Origin of the sequence: Chitinivorax tropicus (assembly GCF_014202905.1) — a bacterium.
GTDB lineage: Bacteria > Pseudomonadota > Gammaproteobacteria > Burkholderiales > SCOH01 > Chitinivorax > Chitinivorax tropicus.
On record NZ_JACHHY010000003.1, the window covers coordinates 186,791 to 201,745 of the forward strand.

General features: G+C 57.5%; 17 protein-coding genes. All 17 read right to left on the bottom strand.

Features of this window, described 5'->3' with window-relative positions:
- Position 1: 1 nt before the first annotated feature.
- The 17 genes from HNQ59_RS03430 to tpx (HNQ59_RS03510) all read right to left on the bottom strand — a co-directional run bounded on the left by HNQ59_RS03430 (position 2) and on the right by tpx (HNQ59_RS03510) (position 14,936).
- Positions 2–538, bottom strand: coding sequence for a DUF3261 domain-containing protein (locus tag HNQ59_RS03430; protein WP_184035409.1), 537 nt, complete (start codon positions 536–538; stop codon positions 2–4).
- Positions 538–1,767, bottom strand: coding sequence for an NAD(P)/FAD-dependent oxidoreductase (locus tag HNQ59_RS03435; protein WP_184035218.1), 1,230 nt, complete (start codon positions 1,765–1,767; stop codon positions 538–540). The genes HNQ59_RS03430 and HNQ59_RS03435 overlap by 1 nt, the downstream gene beginning before the upstream one ends.
- Before the next feature lie 11 nt (positions 1,768–1,778).
- Complete coding sequence (locus tag HNQ59_RS03440) at positions 1,779–4,166, bottom strand: MMPL family transporter (RefSeq protein ID WP_184035220.1); 2,388 nt, start codon at positions 4,164–4,166, stop codon at positions 1,779–1,781.
- Positions 4,159–4,764, bottom strand: a complete 606-nt coding sequence (locus tag HNQ59_RS03445) for an outer membrane lipoprotein carrier protein LolA (protein WP_184035222.1) — start codon at positions 4,762–4,764, stop codon at positions 4,159–4,161. The genes HNQ59_RS03440 and HNQ59_RS03445 overlap by 8 nt, the downstream gene beginning before the upstream one ends.
- The gene (locus HNQ59_RS03450) at positions 4,761–5,189 is read right to left on the bottom strand and encodes an acyl-CoA thioesterase (RefSeq protein WP_184035224.1); all 429 of its coding nucleotides are present in this window, start codon (positions 5,187–5,189) and stop codon (positions 4,761–4,763) included. The genes HNQ59_RS03445 and HNQ59_RS03450 overlap by 4 nt, the downstream gene beginning before the upstream one ends.
- Complete coding sequence (locus HNQ59_RS03455; RefSeq protein ID WP_184035226.1) at positions 5,182–6,732, bottom strand: HAL/PAL/TAL family ammonia-lyase; 1,551 nt, start codon at positions 6,730–6,732, stop codon at positions 5,182–5,184. Before HNQ59_RS03455 ends, HNQ59_RS03450 begins: the two co-directional genes overlap by 8 nt.
- Positions 6,719–7,690 carry a lysophospholipid acyltransferase family protein gene (locus HNQ59_RS03460; RefSeq protein WP_184035228.1) on the bottom strand — a complete coding sequence of 324 codons (972 nt, stop codon included), beginning with the start codon at positions 7,688–7,690 and terminating at the stop codon, positions 6,719–6,721. The genes HNQ59_RS03455 and HNQ59_RS03460 overlap by 14 nt, the downstream gene beginning before the upstream one ends.
- Positions 7,687–8,430 (bottom strand): glycosyltransferase family 2 protein, encoded by a 744-nt coding sequence (locus tag HNQ59_RS03465; protein WP_184035230.1) that lies wholly within the window; start codon positions 8,428–8,430, stop codon positions 7,687–7,689. The genes HNQ59_RS03460 and HNQ59_RS03465 overlap by 4 nt, the downstream gene beginning before the upstream one ends.
- Positions 8,431–8,433: 3 nt before the next feature.
- A complete protein-coding gene (locus tag HNQ59_RS03470; RefSeq protein WP_184035232.1) occupies positions 8,434–10,119 on the bottom strand; it encodes an ApeI family dehydratase in 1,686 nt (561 codons plus the stop codon).
- The gene (locus tag HNQ59_RS03475; protein WP_184035412.1) at positions 10,112–10,660 is read right to left on the bottom strand and encodes a COG4648 family protein; all 549 of its coding nucleotides are present in this window, start codon (positions 10,658–10,660) and stop codon (positions 10,112–10,114) included. Before HNQ59_RS03475 ends, HNQ59_RS03470 begins: the two co-directional genes overlap by 8 nt.
- Before the next feature lie 3 nt (positions 10,661–10,663).
- Positions 10,664–10,909, bottom strand: coding sequence for an acyl carrier protein (locus tag HNQ59_RS03480; RefSeq protein ID WP_184035234.1), 246 nt, complete (start codon positions 10,907–10,909; stop codon positions 10,664–10,666).
- Positions 10,910–10,921: 12 nt separating this feature from the next.
- A complete protein-coding gene (locus HNQ59_RS03485) occupies positions 10,922–11,179 on the bottom strand; it encodes a phosphopantetheine-binding protein (RefSeq protein WP_184035237.1) in 258 nt (85 codons plus the stop codon).
- The gene (locus HNQ59_RS03490) at positions 11,166–11,945 is read right to left on the bottom strand and encodes a lysophospholipid acyltransferase family protein (RefSeq protein WP_184035239.1); all 780 of its coding nucleotides are present in this window, start codon (positions 11,943–11,945) and stop codon (positions 11,166–11,168) included. The genes HNQ59_RS03485 and HNQ59_RS03490 overlap by 14 nt, the downstream gene beginning before the upstream one ends.
- Complete coding sequence (locus HNQ59_RS03495; protein WP_184035242.1) at positions 11,938–12,672, bottom strand: beta-ketoacyl synthase chain length factor; 735 nt, start codon at positions 12,670–12,672, stop codon at positions 11,938–11,940. The genes HNQ59_RS03490 and HNQ59_RS03495 overlap by 8 nt, the downstream gene beginning before the upstream one ends.
- Positions 12,673–12,949: 277 nt before the next feature.
- Positions 12,950–13,756, bottom strand: a complete 807-nt coding sequence (locus tag HNQ59_RS03500) for a DUF3025 domain-containing protein (protein WP_184035244.1) — start codon at positions 13,754–13,756, stop codon at positions 12,950–12,952.
- A gap of 149 nt (positions 13,757–13,905) precedes the next feature.
- The gene (tpx, locus tag HNQ59_RS03505) at positions 13,906–14,406 is read right to left on the bottom strand and encodes a thiol peroxidase (protein ID WP_184035246.1); all 501 of its coding nucleotides are present in this window, start codon (positions 14,404–14,406) and stop codon (positions 13,906–13,908) included.
- Between the two features lie 17 nt (positions 14,407–14,423).
- A complete protein-coding gene (tpx, locus tag HNQ59_RS03510; RefSeq protein WP_184035248.1) occupies positions 14,424–14,936 on the bottom strand; it encodes a thiol peroxidase in 513 nt (170 codons plus the stop codon).
- Positions 14,937–14,955 lie beyond the last annotated feature (19 nt).

Sequence of the window (14,955 nt, forward strand, 5' to 3'; positions counted from 1 at the left end):
ATCAGTTTTCCTGCATCGCTGATTCAATGGTCAGCTGATATTCATAGCGTAGGTTGTGCAACTCGATCCGTCCAAGCCAGGGTGGCTGAGCGGTATAGTGAATCTCTGCAACCCGTTGCTGGCCTTGAAAAAGTGTGCGTGTGGTCGGGGTGGCATCCAGCCGCCAACCGGTTGGCAGGGCCTCCACAATACGTGCGGCAGGCCAGAGCGCCAATTGCAAGTCACTCAAGATATCCGCCGCCTGAACCTGGGAAGGTAATAGCGGGTGGGTGTGCGAATGGAGCTGGGTGCCATCGTGGTGTAGTGTCAGCACCCGCTGTCCCAAAGCCATGCCGACCAGAGTCAATTGATCGTGATCGACCTCAAGCACCGCATCCAGCGTGTGCTGCTGTCCATCCCGATCGACCGTCACGCGTTGCTGCAGGCTGAGCGCCTGCCCCAGCGTCGCCGGGGCGAGCTGCAACAGCGCGGGGGGCTTGCTGGGTGTGCTGCAGGCACTCAGCCCCGCAGCGACCAGCAACGCGACCCAGGCGGGCATCACTGACACACTGTCTCCAGCACCGCCAGACGACGCTTGGTCTCAGCGACATAGGGGTTGGACTGATCCCAGGCATACCCCGCCAAGATCGCGCAGATCTTGCGGCGGACTTCTGCAGGAGGGTGTTCATGGAAAATGACGCGCTGGAACCCACCGGCATACCATGATTCGACAAAGGCACGGAAGGTATCGACACCTTTTTTCAATGCCAGGCCATAGTCTTGTTGCCAATCAACGGTTTCGCCGTTTGATTCCCTGCGTAGGCATTCACAGGCCAGGCTGGCGGATTTGAAGGCGATGGTGACCCCGCTGGAGAACACCGGGTCGAGAAACTCGCCTGCATTGCCAAGCAGAGCAAAGCCCTTGCCATGCAGCGATTTGACGTTGGCGGCATAGCCGACGATATGGCGAGCCGGGGTATCCCATTGTGCATTGGCCAGCAAGGCCTTCAGTGAAGGGTCTTCAAATACCAGCGCCTGCAGGCGTGCCGTATCGCTACCTTGATATTGCGACAGGAAATCCTGTTTGGCGACAACCCCCAGTGAACAGCGTCCATCGGCAAAGGGAATCAGCCAGTACCAGACATCGACATGTTCCGGGTGGATGGTGATGCGGATCTTGTTGCGGTCGAATGTGCCAACCGGGATGCGGTCTTCAATGTGGGTAAAGATCGCCCCCCGCACCGGGAAGTCGGAGGGGGTTTCCAGATCAAGCAGGCGGGGCAGAATACGACCGAAACCGCTGGCATCCAGCACAAAATTGGCCTCGATCAAGTATTGCTCACCTTCTGGGGGTTTGATCGTCAGGCAAGGGCGTTCACCGGCCATGTCAGCCGCGATGACTTCATGACGATAGCGAATGATCGCACCTTGCCGCTCGGCGTCCTGGGCTAATACATGGTCGAAATGAGCCCGCTGGACCTGATAGGTGGTGCCCCAGCCTTCAGAGTGTTTGTCACGGAAATCGAAGTCGGTATAGCGACTCCCTCGCATGAATGCAGCGCCGTTTTTGTATTGAAACCCTGCTTCGACCACTGCTCGCAGCATGCCCGCCTCTTCCAGATAGGCCATGCTTTGTGGCAGCAGGCTTTCACCGATGGAAAAGCGAGGAAAGGTCTCCCGCTCGATGATCAGCACCTCGCGCCCTTGCTGCCTCAGCAGGGCCGCAGCCACCGAGCCAGCCGGGCCGGCTCCAATGATCAAAATGTCGTGGCGTTCCAGGCGTTGCATGATGCTTCCTTTCAAAAAGACGATGATGGTTTCGTATTACGGCGATCAAGGCACGGTGCGGTCAGCCAGACGGTGCTGATACCGATCAGCAGGGTGGTGCCAAATGCCCTTAAAGCCGGGGTGGCACTCAGCCCCAACAAGCCGAATGACAGCAACGTGCTGGCTGCGGACAGGCTGACTGCCAGCCAAGCATGTCGATCTTCGGGGTTGGGGTGTTCCTGCATGAAAATGCCGTAGTCCTCGCCCATGCACAGAATCAGCAACAAGGCCAGCACATGGAATAACTGCAATGGCGTGCCGCTCCAACCCAGCCAAGCCAATACCACGGCGCTGGCGAATGCGGTCGGGAGCAGGATCAGGAAGGCGCGACTGCGGTAGCGCGGCCATAGTACGATCAGCACGGCCAGGTAGCTGGCGATGATCACCCAGCCCATCAGCGTCCGGTAATGGGCCATCAGGGCTGAAATGCCTGCGACCTTATCGACCCAGCTGATGCCAGCTTGTGGGTGGGCAAGCTGCTGCAGTGTTTGGAGATTGTGCGGGGTCACGCCCAGCAGGGCTACGACGCTGACGAATTCCCCGTCGATCTGCCCAAGCCAGAGATGGCGCTGGGTTTGTGATAGTGGGCTGCCGAGCCAGTCTGCAATGGTCAACCGCCCGGTTGCCTGCTGGTGCTGTTGCAGCGCTGATGCCCAGGCGGGTGATTCGTCGAGCGTTTCTGCCAACCGCGCTGCCGCCCCATGTGGCCCCCACAATTTTTGATCAGCCAGGGATCGGGTCGCCTGCTGCTGGGTGGGTGAGGGCACCCATTGCGATACGGCTTGATAGCCTTGCAATTGTTGCTGTTGAATCAGGGAATCCAGTTGCTCGCGCAATTGGCCTTCGCGGGCCAGCACGGTGGCTTCGTCCTGACCTCGAACCAGGAAGAACTGCGCTGGTGCTGGTATATTCAGCAGACGACTGATTTTGTTCTGATCGGCCAGCAAGGCGGGTGGCGAGCTTTGCAGCGCGCGGATGTCGTCATTGGTCGTCAGCTTGCTGATGCCCATGCCGAGCGTGATCACCACTGCGCCAGTGAGCACCCAATGGCTAGGTCGGCCAGTGAATTGCGGCCAGCGCATACGGGTGTTGCCATACCAGCGGCTGAGGCGGGTTTCAGGCAGCGAGTGCCGGCTCAGGAATGGCATCCATAGCACGGCAGTCAGCCACGAGGTGGTCAACCCTGCAGCGGAGAAGACAGCCATCTGCCGTAGACCTGGAAACGGTGTCAGCCCCAGGCCGATGTAGCCGACAACCGTGGTCAACATCGCCAGTGCCAGGCCAGGCAACAAGCGTTGCATGGTGCGTAGCGGGTGGGTGGCGTCACCGATGCGGGTCGACACGTAATGAATGCCGTAGTCTTCCGCCACGCCGATCAGGCTTGCACCGAACACCAGCGTGATGAGATGGATTCTGTCAAAGAACAGAGCCGATACCGACAATGCCCCCAGCAAGCCGGTGGCCAGGGTCAGCACCACCAGCGAGATCGGACGCATTGACCGAAAGGCCAACCACATCAATAACAAAATACCCAGCAACGAGCCTAGGCCGATGGTGGATATCTCATCGTTTGCCTGTTCGGCAGCGGCGGCGGCGTGCAGCAGTACCCCGGCGCTCAATAATTCGATGGAAGGGTGGGCGCGTCTGGCTGCCTGCCCTGCCTCGGTGAGGATCGGCATGACCGCCTGCTGAGCACTAATTGAGAAGGCGCTTTGGTTCAGCTCCAGGCTGATCACCGCATAGGTGGTATCGTCCCGATCAACCCGCAATTCCCCATCAACCGGGCGGACGGGCGACTGAGCGGTGCGCTCACTCAGCCAATGGTTGAACAGGCCAAAGGGGTCATCCCGCCAAGCCCCAATCCTGGCTTGGCCCATCGGGCTGGCCATGTCCCGTAGCGCTTGCTCGGCAATTTCAGTCGGGGGCTGGTTGTGCAGGGCCTGCTGATCGGTTGCGGTCAACAAGGCGGCGCGATGGTGCCACCACGGAGCCAGTGCGCGCTCGTCCAGAACCATGGCTGGCGAGGGCTTGAGCCATTGCGGGTAACGTAGGATGACTTGACGGTATGCCTGTGCCGCTTGGCGGGTGGTCTGCCAATCATGGCTGCCGAGTAGAATGATCACGCGCTGCTGCGCTGCACCGGCAAATTGCTTGAGTGCGGCGTTGACTGCCGGGTCGTGCTTCTCGGCAGGCAACAGTGCCAGCATGTCGGTCTCTGGCGTGCGTTGCTGCACCAGCCAGACCCAGCCGGTATGCCCCGCCATGGCCAGGATCACGACCAGCCACAACCATGCCAGCCACCGCCATGGGCGGGCGTTGACAATGGGTTCGCCAGGTGGATTGTGCAACGGATCACTCAAACTGCTTGGCCTCATCTGCTTGCAAGGCATGGTGGCCCGACATCAGGTTGTAAAACTGGATGTCCGTCTGATCACCACCTTGGTCGGTCAGCAGGATCTGCTGTACCTGGGCATTGCCCGACAGCACTACCTGCTTGATGACTTTGTCGATACCATTCCCTGCCTTGGGTGCCAGCGTGGCTTGCCATTGCTTGCCAGCCTGCTGCGTGCTGATGCTGAAATTCTGCTCAAGTTGTTGCAAGTCGCCATTCATCAGTGAGAACAACAGGCTGTTGATGATGCGTACAGCAGGTTCCTGTCTGGTATTCAGCACCTTGGTCACCCGGGCCCCTTGGCTTTCGATGATTTCATCGCGGGTCAGTTTGAGGTCCTGACTGAAGGGGTGTTGTGTCCGCCACAGCACGCCTTTGCCATTGACCATGCAGAATCGTCCGCCGGACTTCACGGGCTTTTTCAGCCCCAACAAGGTCTTTGCCTGGGCAAACTGGCCGCACAGCACATCCGGACGACTCAACTGTTGCTGAATGCCAGCCAAGCTGGAGCTGTCGGCCCAAGCGGGCAGGCTGATCAGGCTGATGCACAGCACAAACGATTTCATGGCGTGGGCAGCCCCAGCTTGTCGAACAGCACAGGTGGGCTGACAAAACACAGCTCCTGTTTTGTGAAATCGACGGCGACTTGCACTGTGCTGCCCTTTGTCAAACGTGTGCCGGTGGCTTTGTCTGTGATCAGATATTGAATCTTCAGCCGGTTTTCCCATTCCACGATTTCGGCGCGGACACGGATCACCTGACCAAAGGTGGCAGGTTTCACGTAGCGCAGATGCAGGTCCACCACCGGCCAGGCGTAGCCTGACTCGCGCATCTGCGGGTAGTTGTAATCGATCTGATCAAACAACTTGCAGCGGGCGATTTCGAAATACTTGACATAGTTGCCGTGCCAGACGATCTCCAGCGGGTCCAGGTCATAGAACTGCACCGTGATATCGACTTCTGCACACCAATGGGCGCGATGCTCAGTCATACAGCCTCCAGATCTGTCGTTGTATCCAATCCACCAGTTGTTGCAGCTCGCGGTCGAGTGCACGGTCTTCTGTCAGAGGAGGAATGGCGTGTGCCAGTGCCTCGAACATCGGGATCAGTGGGGCGCTGAGCGGGTGGGCACCTGGTTGCTGCTGACGTAACCAGATACCCTGGCGTACCGCCAGCAGCAGGGCGGCTACGATTTGCTCGGTCAAGGTCAGCACCCGCAGGCAATCACGGGCGGCAATGGTGCCCATGCTGACTTTGTCCTGGTTATGGCACTCGGTGGAGCGTGAGAACACGGAGGCCGGCATGGTGTGTTTCAATGCCTCTGCCGTCCAGGCCGACACGCCGATCTGCAAGGCTTTCAGCCCATGATTGATGGCTGCGCGGTCGGCTGATGCCCCGGAGAGATTGGATGGCAGGCCGTGGTTGAATCGGGTATCGACCAACAGCGCCAATTGTCGATCTAATAGGTCGGCAATATTGGCCACTGCTTGCTTGAGGCTGTCCATGGCGAATGCAATGTGGCCGCCGTAGAAATGCCCGCCATGCAGCACCCGCTCGCCTTCGGCATCGATGATAGGGTTGTCGTTGGCACTGTTCAGCTCGTTATCGACCCATTGTGCCAGCCAGGGCAGGGCATCTTGCAACACGCCGATCACATGTGGCGCGCAGCGTATCGAGTAACGATCCTGCAGCCGGCGCTCATTGCGTGGCGGGCGGTCACTGACCAGATCTGCACGGATGCGGGCGGCGACCAGTTGTTGACCAGCATGGGGTTTGACGGCGAACAAGGTTTCGTCGAAGTGATGGCTGTTGCCATCCAATGCATAGGAGGCCATGGCGGTGATGCGGGTGGCCAGGGCTGCGAGGTAGTTGGCGCGATCCAGCGCCAGGCAGGCCAGGCCGGTCATGACTGCTGTGCCATTCATGATGGCTAGCCCCTCTTTGGGGCGTAGGCGTAACGGGGTCAGGCCTACTTTGGCCAGCGCCTCACCTGCAGGCATGATACGTCCTTCAAACAGGACATCACGCTCACCACACAACGCCGCGGCGACATAGGATAACGGCGTCAGGTCACCGCTCGCGCCAACTGACCCTTCCGATGGAATCAGCGGCAGAATGTCATGGGCGAGCAAGGCATGAAGCTGTGACAACAACGCATGGCTGACCCCGGAAAACCCTTGGCACAGCGATTGCAAGCGCGCGGCCAGTACCGCACGTGTCTCGACAGGGCTCAGCATCTGACCCAAACCACAGCCATGGTAGGTATACAGGTGGCGGGGCAAGTCTGGCACCAAGGCGGGGGGGATGGTGACGGTGCACGAATCGCCATAGCCGGTGGTGACACCATAGATCACGCCATCTTCTTCCAGAATGCGGTCGATGAAATCCGCCCCGCGTTGGATGCGCTGTACAAAGTCCTGGTCGTTGCGCAGCACGGCCTGGGCGCGTCGGTGGGCCAGATCAACTATGTGGTCGAAACTCAATCGTCCATCGCCAAAGACGATGGTGGGTAAGGTTGCGTCAAGGGTGGTCATGCGTGGTTACCGATTGGGGCATCGCCCAGAAATCATAGAAATTGAACCATTGCAGCGGTGCGAGCCGACAATAGTGTTCAAGTCGCTCTGCGTAGTGTTGGGCTTGCGTTGCCAGTGCTTGCTCGCGTTGCCCGCGTGGCAGCTTGATCTGTTCGCTGAACAGCTCGAAATGGATGTGGTATCGGCCTTGTCGCGCCAACCCGACAACGAGATAGACTGGGCATTGCAAGGCGTTCGCCAATACATAGGGGCCAATTGGGAAAGGAGCTCGCGCCCCTAGGAAATCAGCATAGGCCACACGCGGGTTGGGGGAGACCGGTACCCGATCCGCAGCGATGACCACGAATTCGCCCCGCTGCACCCGCTCAGACAAGCGCATGGCCATGTCGGGGGTCATGTCGGTCACCTGTAGCAGATTCAGCTGGCTGTTGGGGTTCAGCTCGGCCAGCAGGCGGTTGAAGGCAGCAGCGTGCTTGGTATGCACCAGTACAGTCAATTTCACCTGATGATTACGTTGCGACATCATCCGGCATAGCTCGACATTGCCGATGTGTGCGGTGATGATCACGCCCCCTTGCCCGGTTGCCAATTGCTTGAACAACACTTCCCGATTGTGGATGGTGACGTACTCGGGGGGCAGTTGGCCGCCCCAAACCCGCAATTTGTCGAGGATGGCCTCAGCGAACGCAATGAAGTGCTGGATGACATGACCCAGGCGGACTTGTTGGGCGGGCCTGCCCTGCGCAGGCCAGATGCGTTGCAGATAGCTTCTGGATGCGGCCCTGGCTGCCCGGCTTTTCAGCACGTAAAAGCTGACCACTGGGTACAGCACCAAGCGGAATGGCCAGCGGCCCAGCAGGCGGAAGATGATGAACAGCAGCTTGATGCCCGCTATGAAGCTGGCTTCGTTGATCTGCGCCCAATGTCTGGGTAGTTTGGCGGCGGTGCGGTGGGTCATCGTCCACACACCTTGCGCCGACATAGGCGCGGCAGGCGCCATAGCATGCCAAAGAACAGGATCGCATGCATGCCGGATATCTGGATGTTGTCACGCCATAGCTTGAAGTGCGAGACACCATCCAGCGGGTAGTGTACCGGTGTGGGTTGATTGATCACGCGCAATCCCTGCCAGTGCAGGCGTACCAGGATCTCCGTATCAAAGGCCATGCGACTGCCCAGCTTGACATGATCGGCCAATGTCAGCACGGGTTTGATGGGGTAGACCCGAAAACCGCACATGGAGTCGTGGATGTCCAGTGACAAGGTATTGATCCACACCCAGACATGTGTCAAGTAGCGGGAGTAAAGACGCCCTTTTGGCACTGATTCATCATAGATGGGCTGGCCGATGACCAGCGCATCTGGCTGGTGCTGGGCTAGTGACAGAAACACCGGTAGATCGCTGACCTGGTGCTGCCCATCAGCATCGATCTGAACCACATGGGTATAGCCTTGGCGCGCGGCTTCCCGTATCCCGGTCAGCACGGCGGCCCCCTTGCCTTGATTGATCTGGTGCACCACCAAGGTCACCTGATCCGGGTGGACCTGCGCCAGTGCCTGCAGCGCTAACGCACAGGCTGCATGGCAGCCATCGTCAACCAAAATGCAGGCTACATCATGGGCGCATACCTCGTTCACCACATGGCCGATTGCGTGCTCATGGTTATAGACCGGGATGACAACACAGGGACGGAACATGGTTCACCCAAAGATCAAACGCCCGCTGGCGTGTTGACCGGCGGATGAGCTGAGTGTGAATGACAGCGATTGTTTGTCGCTACGCCAAGTGAGATCGAGTGTGACGACCATGCCGGGCTGGATGATCCGTTGGAATTTCAAGGCTTCCATCCGCACAAATGAACCTGGGATCTCGAAGTGCCGACGACCTTCGCGCATCACCCAATCCACCTGGGCGACGCCTGGCAGCACCGGTGTCCGGGGGAAATGACCATCGAAACACAGCAAGTCTGGCTGAATGGTCATCTGCAGGCTGATCTGGCCATCTGCGCGGGTCAGCACAGTGGTTTCCGGGTGAGTGGGTGCAAACAAGGTAGACAACAGCGCGTGGGTGTGTTTGCCTTGGCTGTCTGCAGGCAGTTGGCCGACAAAACGCCAGCGGCGCGGTAGCGCCACAGCTTCAACGCTGCTTGCCAGCGATTGCCGTAGTTGCCGGGCAAGCACTGTTTTTCCAAGCGCCTGCAAAGCCTGTAACCCTGCTTGGCTGAGAACGACCACAGCAGCCACCTGCTCCCGCTGCTCAGCCAACATCAACACCTTGGCTTGCTGCACCCAGGCATGCTGTTCAAGCGCCTGCTCTATCGCAATCAGTGACACACGCTTTCCCTCTATCTTGGCGATCAGGTCGCCACGCCCTTGCAATTGAAACCCCCCCTGTTCATTTAAGCTTATCCGGTCGGCGGTTTGGAACCAGTTTTCATCCGCCAGATGTGGGGATCGCAAACACAGCATCCCGTTTTGTTCGCCCAGGGTGATCCCTGGCAACGGCAACCAGTCAGCAGGTGTGCCATGGGGGCGCTGCCGCCAGGCAATTCCACCGGTTTCCGAGCTGCCATACACCTCGATCGGCGTGCGCCCGAGTTTGGACTCCACCAGGGGAATGGCGTCTTCCGGCAAGGGCCCGGCGGAGGAGAAAATTGCCTGGGTATGCTGTGCAGCAGCTTGCCATGCCATGGTGTCGGGCAAACGTTTCAGATGTGCGGGGCTGGATACCAACACGGTTGGGCATTCGGCCAGTGCGACCGAGAACTGCTCAGGAAACACCAGGCTGTCTGACAGAAATGCGCGTTGGTTGGCCAGTGGCCATAAAATCTTGAACAGCAGACCATAGATATGTTGGTGCGACACGGTTGCGACAATGCGTGCCTGCTGCAGATGGCTGCCAAACAGCTGTGTGAGAGTGGCGACCTCATTGGCCAGCTGGAACAGGTATTTGGAGATGGCCTGTGGCTCGCCCGTCGAGCCTGATGTGAAGACCATCACGCCGAGGTGATCAGCGACAAGTGGTGGCAGCTCGATCACCACCGGATCGGTTGTCATGGTCGCCAAGCGCTGCTGCTGGTCGACGCCAGGGAAATCCCCAGCGAACAAATTGGTCAACCTGGTCAATTGCTGTGTGGTGGCAGGCAGATTGTTGCCGGGCAGGATCACGGTTTTCCTGGCATGCCAGGCACCCAGCAGCATGGCAGCAAAAGTGGCCCCATCTGGTTCGTACAGGGCCAAATGGGTGGCGTCTTCCGTTCGCAGCCGTTCGTACCAGGCTTTGACCTGCGCGATGAATGCCGCATAGCCGAGCGTGCCCCGTTGGGTATACGCAACAATATGATCCGACACAATGGGGGCGGTGCAGCCCAGCAAGGATTCAAACATGGTGTTTTCGCTTCACATGCCAGCGCACGCAAAATTCAATGGCAAACAACACGCCCATCAGCAGATAGGCAATCAGCCCGTTATAGAGCGACCAGACGGCAGGGCTGGCCCACAACGCTGTGCCAAGAGCAATGGCGCCATTGACGACGAAGAAGCCGCACCATACCTGCGTGACCTTTCTGGTGTACTGTACGCCAGACTCCGGTAGATCGGGCTCGCGTAAACGCGCCAGACGCTCGATCACGGTTGGCGGGTGGCGTAGGCTCCAGCCGAATACGGCAAGCATTGCCAGGTTGACCAGCACTGGATAGAGTTTCAATGGCAAGGCGCTGTTGCTGATCAGCACTGTTACCAGCAGTGTGCCAGCAGCCAGCAGCCAGCCTTTTCCGGCCAGCAGCCCGCTACCCTTCACCCGTAGCGCCAGAACCGCAACCAGCAACAAAGCCAGCACCCGCGGCTCGACATGTGCTTGACCCAGCCAGACCGCGAAGGGATAGAGCAGGGTGATCAATCCGATCAGAACATTGCGTAGCACGGGCAGGGCTTATTCCTTCATCAATGCATCGATGGCATTGATCACATCCTGCACCGTGCGCACAGTTTTGAAGGCCTCAGCGGTGAGCCGTTTGCCAGTCAGTTGTTTCAGCTTGACGGCGAGATCCACCGCATCGATGCTGTCGATGTCCAGATCGGTATACAGATTGGCATCGCGTGTGATGCGGGCTGGGTCAAGTTCGAATGTGTCGTGTAAAACGTCCACGATCATTTGATAGATTTCATCTTGTGTCATGGTGTGCTCCATTTACTGCTGATGGCTGGCAATCAGTGCTACCAGGGCATTGACCGAGGCAAAGTGTTTGCGGGTTTCTTCCGAATCGGCTGACAATTGAATGCCGTAGCGCTTTTGCAGCGCGACGCCAAGCTCTAGTGCGTCGATTGAATCCAGCCCAAGGCCCTCGACAAATAAAGGTGCATCGGCATCGATGTCCGCCGGGGTCATGTCCTCTAATTGCAGGGCATCGATGATCAGTTGTTTGACTTCGTCTTCAAGCGACAGCATGGGTTTGGCTTTCGTGAATGAAATAATCTTCAAGGTAGTGAGTCAGTTGACGTGCCGCCAGTGCCGGTTGGCCTGCTGACTCGATAAAAGGTTGTACATGGATGTCATCTTTGACCTCCAGTCGGAAATACACACGGCGGGCGGGCACTTGCCACCACTTCTCACCCTTACTCAAGGTGGGCGGCGTGCAGTGGATGATGACTGGGGTGATGTTCCGGGCGCCTCGTACTGCAATATTGGCCGCGCCCCGTTTGAGTTGGATCTGTCCGTTTTGCGGGGTACGGGTGCCTTCTGGAAAGATGATCAGATTGCCACCAACATCAAGTGATGCGACACAATCATCAATCAGTGCCAAGCCGTTGTTGTTCATGATATAGCCTGCGGCCCGAACCGGGCCGTGGGTGAACGGGTTGTGCCAGAGTGCAGCTTTGATGACGCAATCGGCATTTTTGACGAAGGCCATCAGGAACACCGTATCGATGAGCGAAGGGTGGTTGGCTAGGATGAGCAGGCCATGGCGGTCGAGTTTCTCCAAGCCGATGAAGTCGTAGCGCAATACACCCAGCCAGTGCATCAACCCGATGAACAGGCGGAAAGTGAGGCGGATGGTCAATCGAGCCAAGCGCTGGCGAAGCTGGTTTTTCCAGACGAACAGGCTCAAAACAGGAAAGACCAGCACACGAAGCACCAACCCCCCTGCCCCAAAGGCAGCGAAGCTCAGACCAGTGCCAACTACCCGCCAGTAACGGCCTAGGACATCAAACATGGCGTTGCCACATCCAGCTTTGCTGCCCGTCGGTTTGGACGAGGTCGCGCTCACCGCTCAGATAGAACAGATGCGGTGCCAATGCAGCAGGGCAGTATGGCGTGCTGTTCACTGGCTGGTGATGATGGCTTTGTAGGCTGAAATGATCATCAGCCGTTGGCGGGCCGATCAGCCATGCCCAGGCAAACGCCTGATCGGGCTCATCTGCATAGGTTTGATAGGCATCGGGTAGCTTGCCATCCGCAACAATGACCAAAACCTGATCCACACCAGTCTGCAGCAGCCCACAGGCCTCGATGACCGCAGATACACCGGATAGTGGCCCGCCTGCTAGCGCAATGGCATTGGCGGTGTCCTGTCGGGCAATGGAGAATAAACCGCAGGTGCCATTGTGGACGGACATGCCGAATGCAGTAGGAGAAAGGAGCTGACCCGCTGCCAGCGTCTTCAGTAAAGCCAAGGAACGATCAGCCGCGCCATGCCGAGAGCAGAATATGATTGGGATGCCGGTTGCATCACCCAATACGGCATATCCGACCTCGCAGGCCATGCGATCCAGCAGCCCAGCCCGTCGTCGCATCATCGGCGCCATCGCGGTCAGCGCAGGCTCCCCAGCACCATCAATCTGACGCGCCTGACACGCCCACGCTTGCCAATCCTCTGGTAGCGCCAGCCCAGGTGCCCAGGCAGCCTGTCGGATGATCGAGAAACGAAGTGCGGGTTCCAAGTGACTTTACTCAATTCTATTTATAACTGTTTCTAAAACAATAGCATAGCCAGAAGGCACATTGACGTAAGTGCATGGCTATTGTTGCATGCTGAAAATCCCTCCCTGAGTATCTGGCTTACAGCTGAACGTCAGACGGGGAGTGGAGCCTAGTCTTTAATTTTGCTTCAGTAAGGGGAATATGACTTTGAATATTTAAAGCATAGATTCGAATGAATACGAATATGATATCAGAAAGCCTGTCTTAAAAAAATATGATTGATCTAATCATATGTTTTTATGACATTTTTGTGTGATGCCTGGGGCGAAAATAAGTCGTTTGTTGATAAAAAGCCAATTGTTCGTTGCCTGGATGCCAGCCGGGAATCCCAAGATATGGCAGTGGAGGCATTTCTTTGGGGGTGGCCAGAAAATCTGGCTGGATCAGTTGGTGGGCGATCAGTGTATCGAGGTGGCGTAGCTGCTCAGGGAGTGGCCAAGCAAAGAAGTCCGGCTCTACAGGGATGGGAAGGGCTTTTGCGGTCATGCCAATGAAGGGTTGATGGGCGCGTTCGAAGATGGCGTGGCCGATCACCAAGGGTTTGATTTCGTGCTGCCAGGCTGCGCGCCGGGTGACGAATAAGGTATGCCAATCATGCTCAATCAAAGCCATGATCAGGCTTGGGCTGCTGTAGGGCAGCAAAATGCCGGACTCATCAAGCAAAGTGGCGGCATCGCGCTTGCGGGTGCGATGTCGTGTATCTGCTTGGCCTTGCAGTTCGTCGATATGCCGTTGATTCAACGACCATTTGGTATGTGGAAATGTCAGCCAGCACAGTGCATTGAAAAGATCGTGCCAATTCGCAAAGCGGGTGGGTACTTCATGCTGCTGAAAGACCTGTTGCTCGTAGTAAAGTGGTGAGGCGGGCTGTGTTTCAGGGTAGATGAAGCGGGGAATCGGGCTTGATGACAGACTGTTTCGCCGTAGGGTGTCCAGCTGTTGCTGGGTGGGCCAGGTTGTCCAATCAATGCTGGGAATCAGCCACGAAAGCGTGTCGAGAATCGGGCTGCGGGATAGAAACAGCGGGGAGAATGAATCGGACATGGTAAGTCGGATCGACAGCCGGTTCGGCACGCGACTTATGTGTTATTGACGCCTGCCGGGTATAGGGTGGTTTGGGAATGATGGTATTGTCAGGTGAAGGCGGGAGTGCACCACTGGGCGCTCCCGGCTCTCAGTCCCGAGGGTGCTGATTACTTCAATACAGCCAATGCCGCGTCGTAATTAGGCTCATCGCGAATTTCGCTGACCAGCTCGGCGTGCAATACTTGGTTGTTGGCATCGAGAACGACAACGGCACGCGCTGCTACGCCTGCCAATGGGCCTTCCTGGATTTCTACGCCATAATTCCCAAGGAAGTCACGCCCGCGCATGGTGGACAGTGTCACGACATTGCTGAGCCCTTCCGCACCGCAGAAGCGCTTCTGCGCAAAAGGCAGATCGGCTGAAATGCACAGCACCACGGTGTTGTCCAGCTCATTGGCTGCTGCATTGAATTTACGGGTTGACATGGCGCAGGTGGCGGTGTCGATGCTTGGGAAAATATTCAATATCTTGCGTTTCGTGCCAAGGCTCGCCAAGGATACATCTGCGAGATCAACACCAACCAGGTTGAATGTGGGTGCAACGCTACCTACGGCAGGTAGCTCGCCATGGATGGAAACAGGATTGCCACCGAGTGTGACGGTTGCCATGCAAAAAACCTTTCAGATCATTGTTGAGGTGTAGTAAGCGTATCGATGATCGCTTGGTAATTGGGTTCGCTGGTCAGCTCTGCCACCAGCTCGGAATGCAGTACGACATCGTTTTCGTCCATCACCACGATGGCGGTGGCCATCAGCCCCGAGAGCGGGTAATCGGTGATCATGACGCCATAGTCTTTATGGAAGTCCCGCCCCCGCAGCGTAGACAGGGTGACAATATTCCGAAACTCTTCAACAGCAACGATGCGTGCCTGGGCGTAAGGTGTATCGACCGAAACGATGATTGTGATCGTGTTTTGGAATTGGTCGGCCATGTTGTTGAGGCGGCGAGCAATGGTCAGGCCGATTGCTGCATCCAGGCTGGGCACCACCGCAATGATTTTACGCTTGCCGGCATATTGGCTGAGCGAGACGTCTTTAAGGTCGGTATTGACCAGCATGAAACTGTGCGCAATATCACCCGGACGGGGGAAGCGTCCACCTACGCCAATCGGCTCGCCTTTGAGCAAAATGGTTGCCATCTGGTTGGTCTCCTGAAAG

Excerpts from the sequence above, each read along its gene's own strand:
- HNQ59_RS03430 (WP_184035409.1), bottom strand. The coding sequence starts at position 538 with ATGCCCGCCTGGGTCGCGTTGCTGGTCGCTGCGGGGCTGAGTGCCTGC.
- HNQ59_RS03435 (WP_184035218.1), bottom strand. The coding sequence starts at position 1,767 with ATGCAACGCCTGGAACGCCACGACATTTTGATCATTGGAGCCGGCCCG.
- HNQ59_RS03445 (WP_184035222.1), bottom strand. The coding sequence starts at position 4,764 with ATGAAATCGTTTGTGCTGTGCATCAGCCTGATCAGCCTGCCCGCTTGG.
- HNQ59_RS03450 (WP_184035224.1), bottom strand. The coding sequence starts at position 5,189 with ATGACTGAGCATCGCGCCCATTGGTGTGCAGAAGTCGATATCACGGTG.
- HNQ59_RS03455 (WP_184035226.1), bottom strand. The coding sequence starts at position 6,732 with ATGACCACCCTTGACGCAACCTTACCCACCATCGTCTTTGGCGATGGA.
- HNQ59_RS03460 (WP_184035228.1), bottom strand. The coding sequence starts at position 7,690 with ATGACCCACCGCACCGCCGCCAAACTACCCAGACATTGGGCGCAGATC.
- HNQ59_RS03465 (WP_184035230.1), bottom strand. The coding sequence starts at position 8,430 with ATGTTCCGTCCCTGTGTTGTCATCCCGGTCTATAACCATGAGCACGCA.
- HNQ59_RS03470 (WP_184035232.1), bottom strand. The coding sequence starts at position 10,119 with ATGTTTGAATCCTTGCTGGGCTGCACCGCCCCCATTGTGTCGGATCAT.
- HNQ59_RS03480 (WP_184035234.1), bottom strand. The coding sequence starts at position 10,909 with ATGACACAAGATGAAATCTATCAAATGATCGTGGACGTTTTACACGAC.
- HNQ59_RS03485 (WP_184035237.1), bottom strand. The coding sequence starts at position 11,179 with ATGCTGTCGCTTGAAGACGAAGTCAAACAACTGATCATCGATGCCCTG.
- HNQ59_RS03490 (WP_184035239.1), bottom strand. The coding sequence starts at position 11,945 with ATGTTTGATGTCCTAGGCCGTTACTGGCGGGTAGTTGGCACTGGTCTG.
- HNQ59_RS03500 (WP_184035244.1), bottom strand. The coding sequence starts at position 13,756 with ATGTCCGATTCATTCTCCCCGCTGTTTCTATCCCGCAGCCCGATTCTC.
- tpx (WP_184035246.1), bottom strand. The coding sequence starts at position 14,406 with ATGGCAACCGTCACACTCGGTGGCAATCCTGTTTCCATCCATGGCGAG.
- tpx (WP_184035248.1), bottom strand. The coding sequence starts at position 14,936 with ATGGCAACCATTTTGCTCAAAGGCGAGCCGATTGGCGTAGGTGGACGC.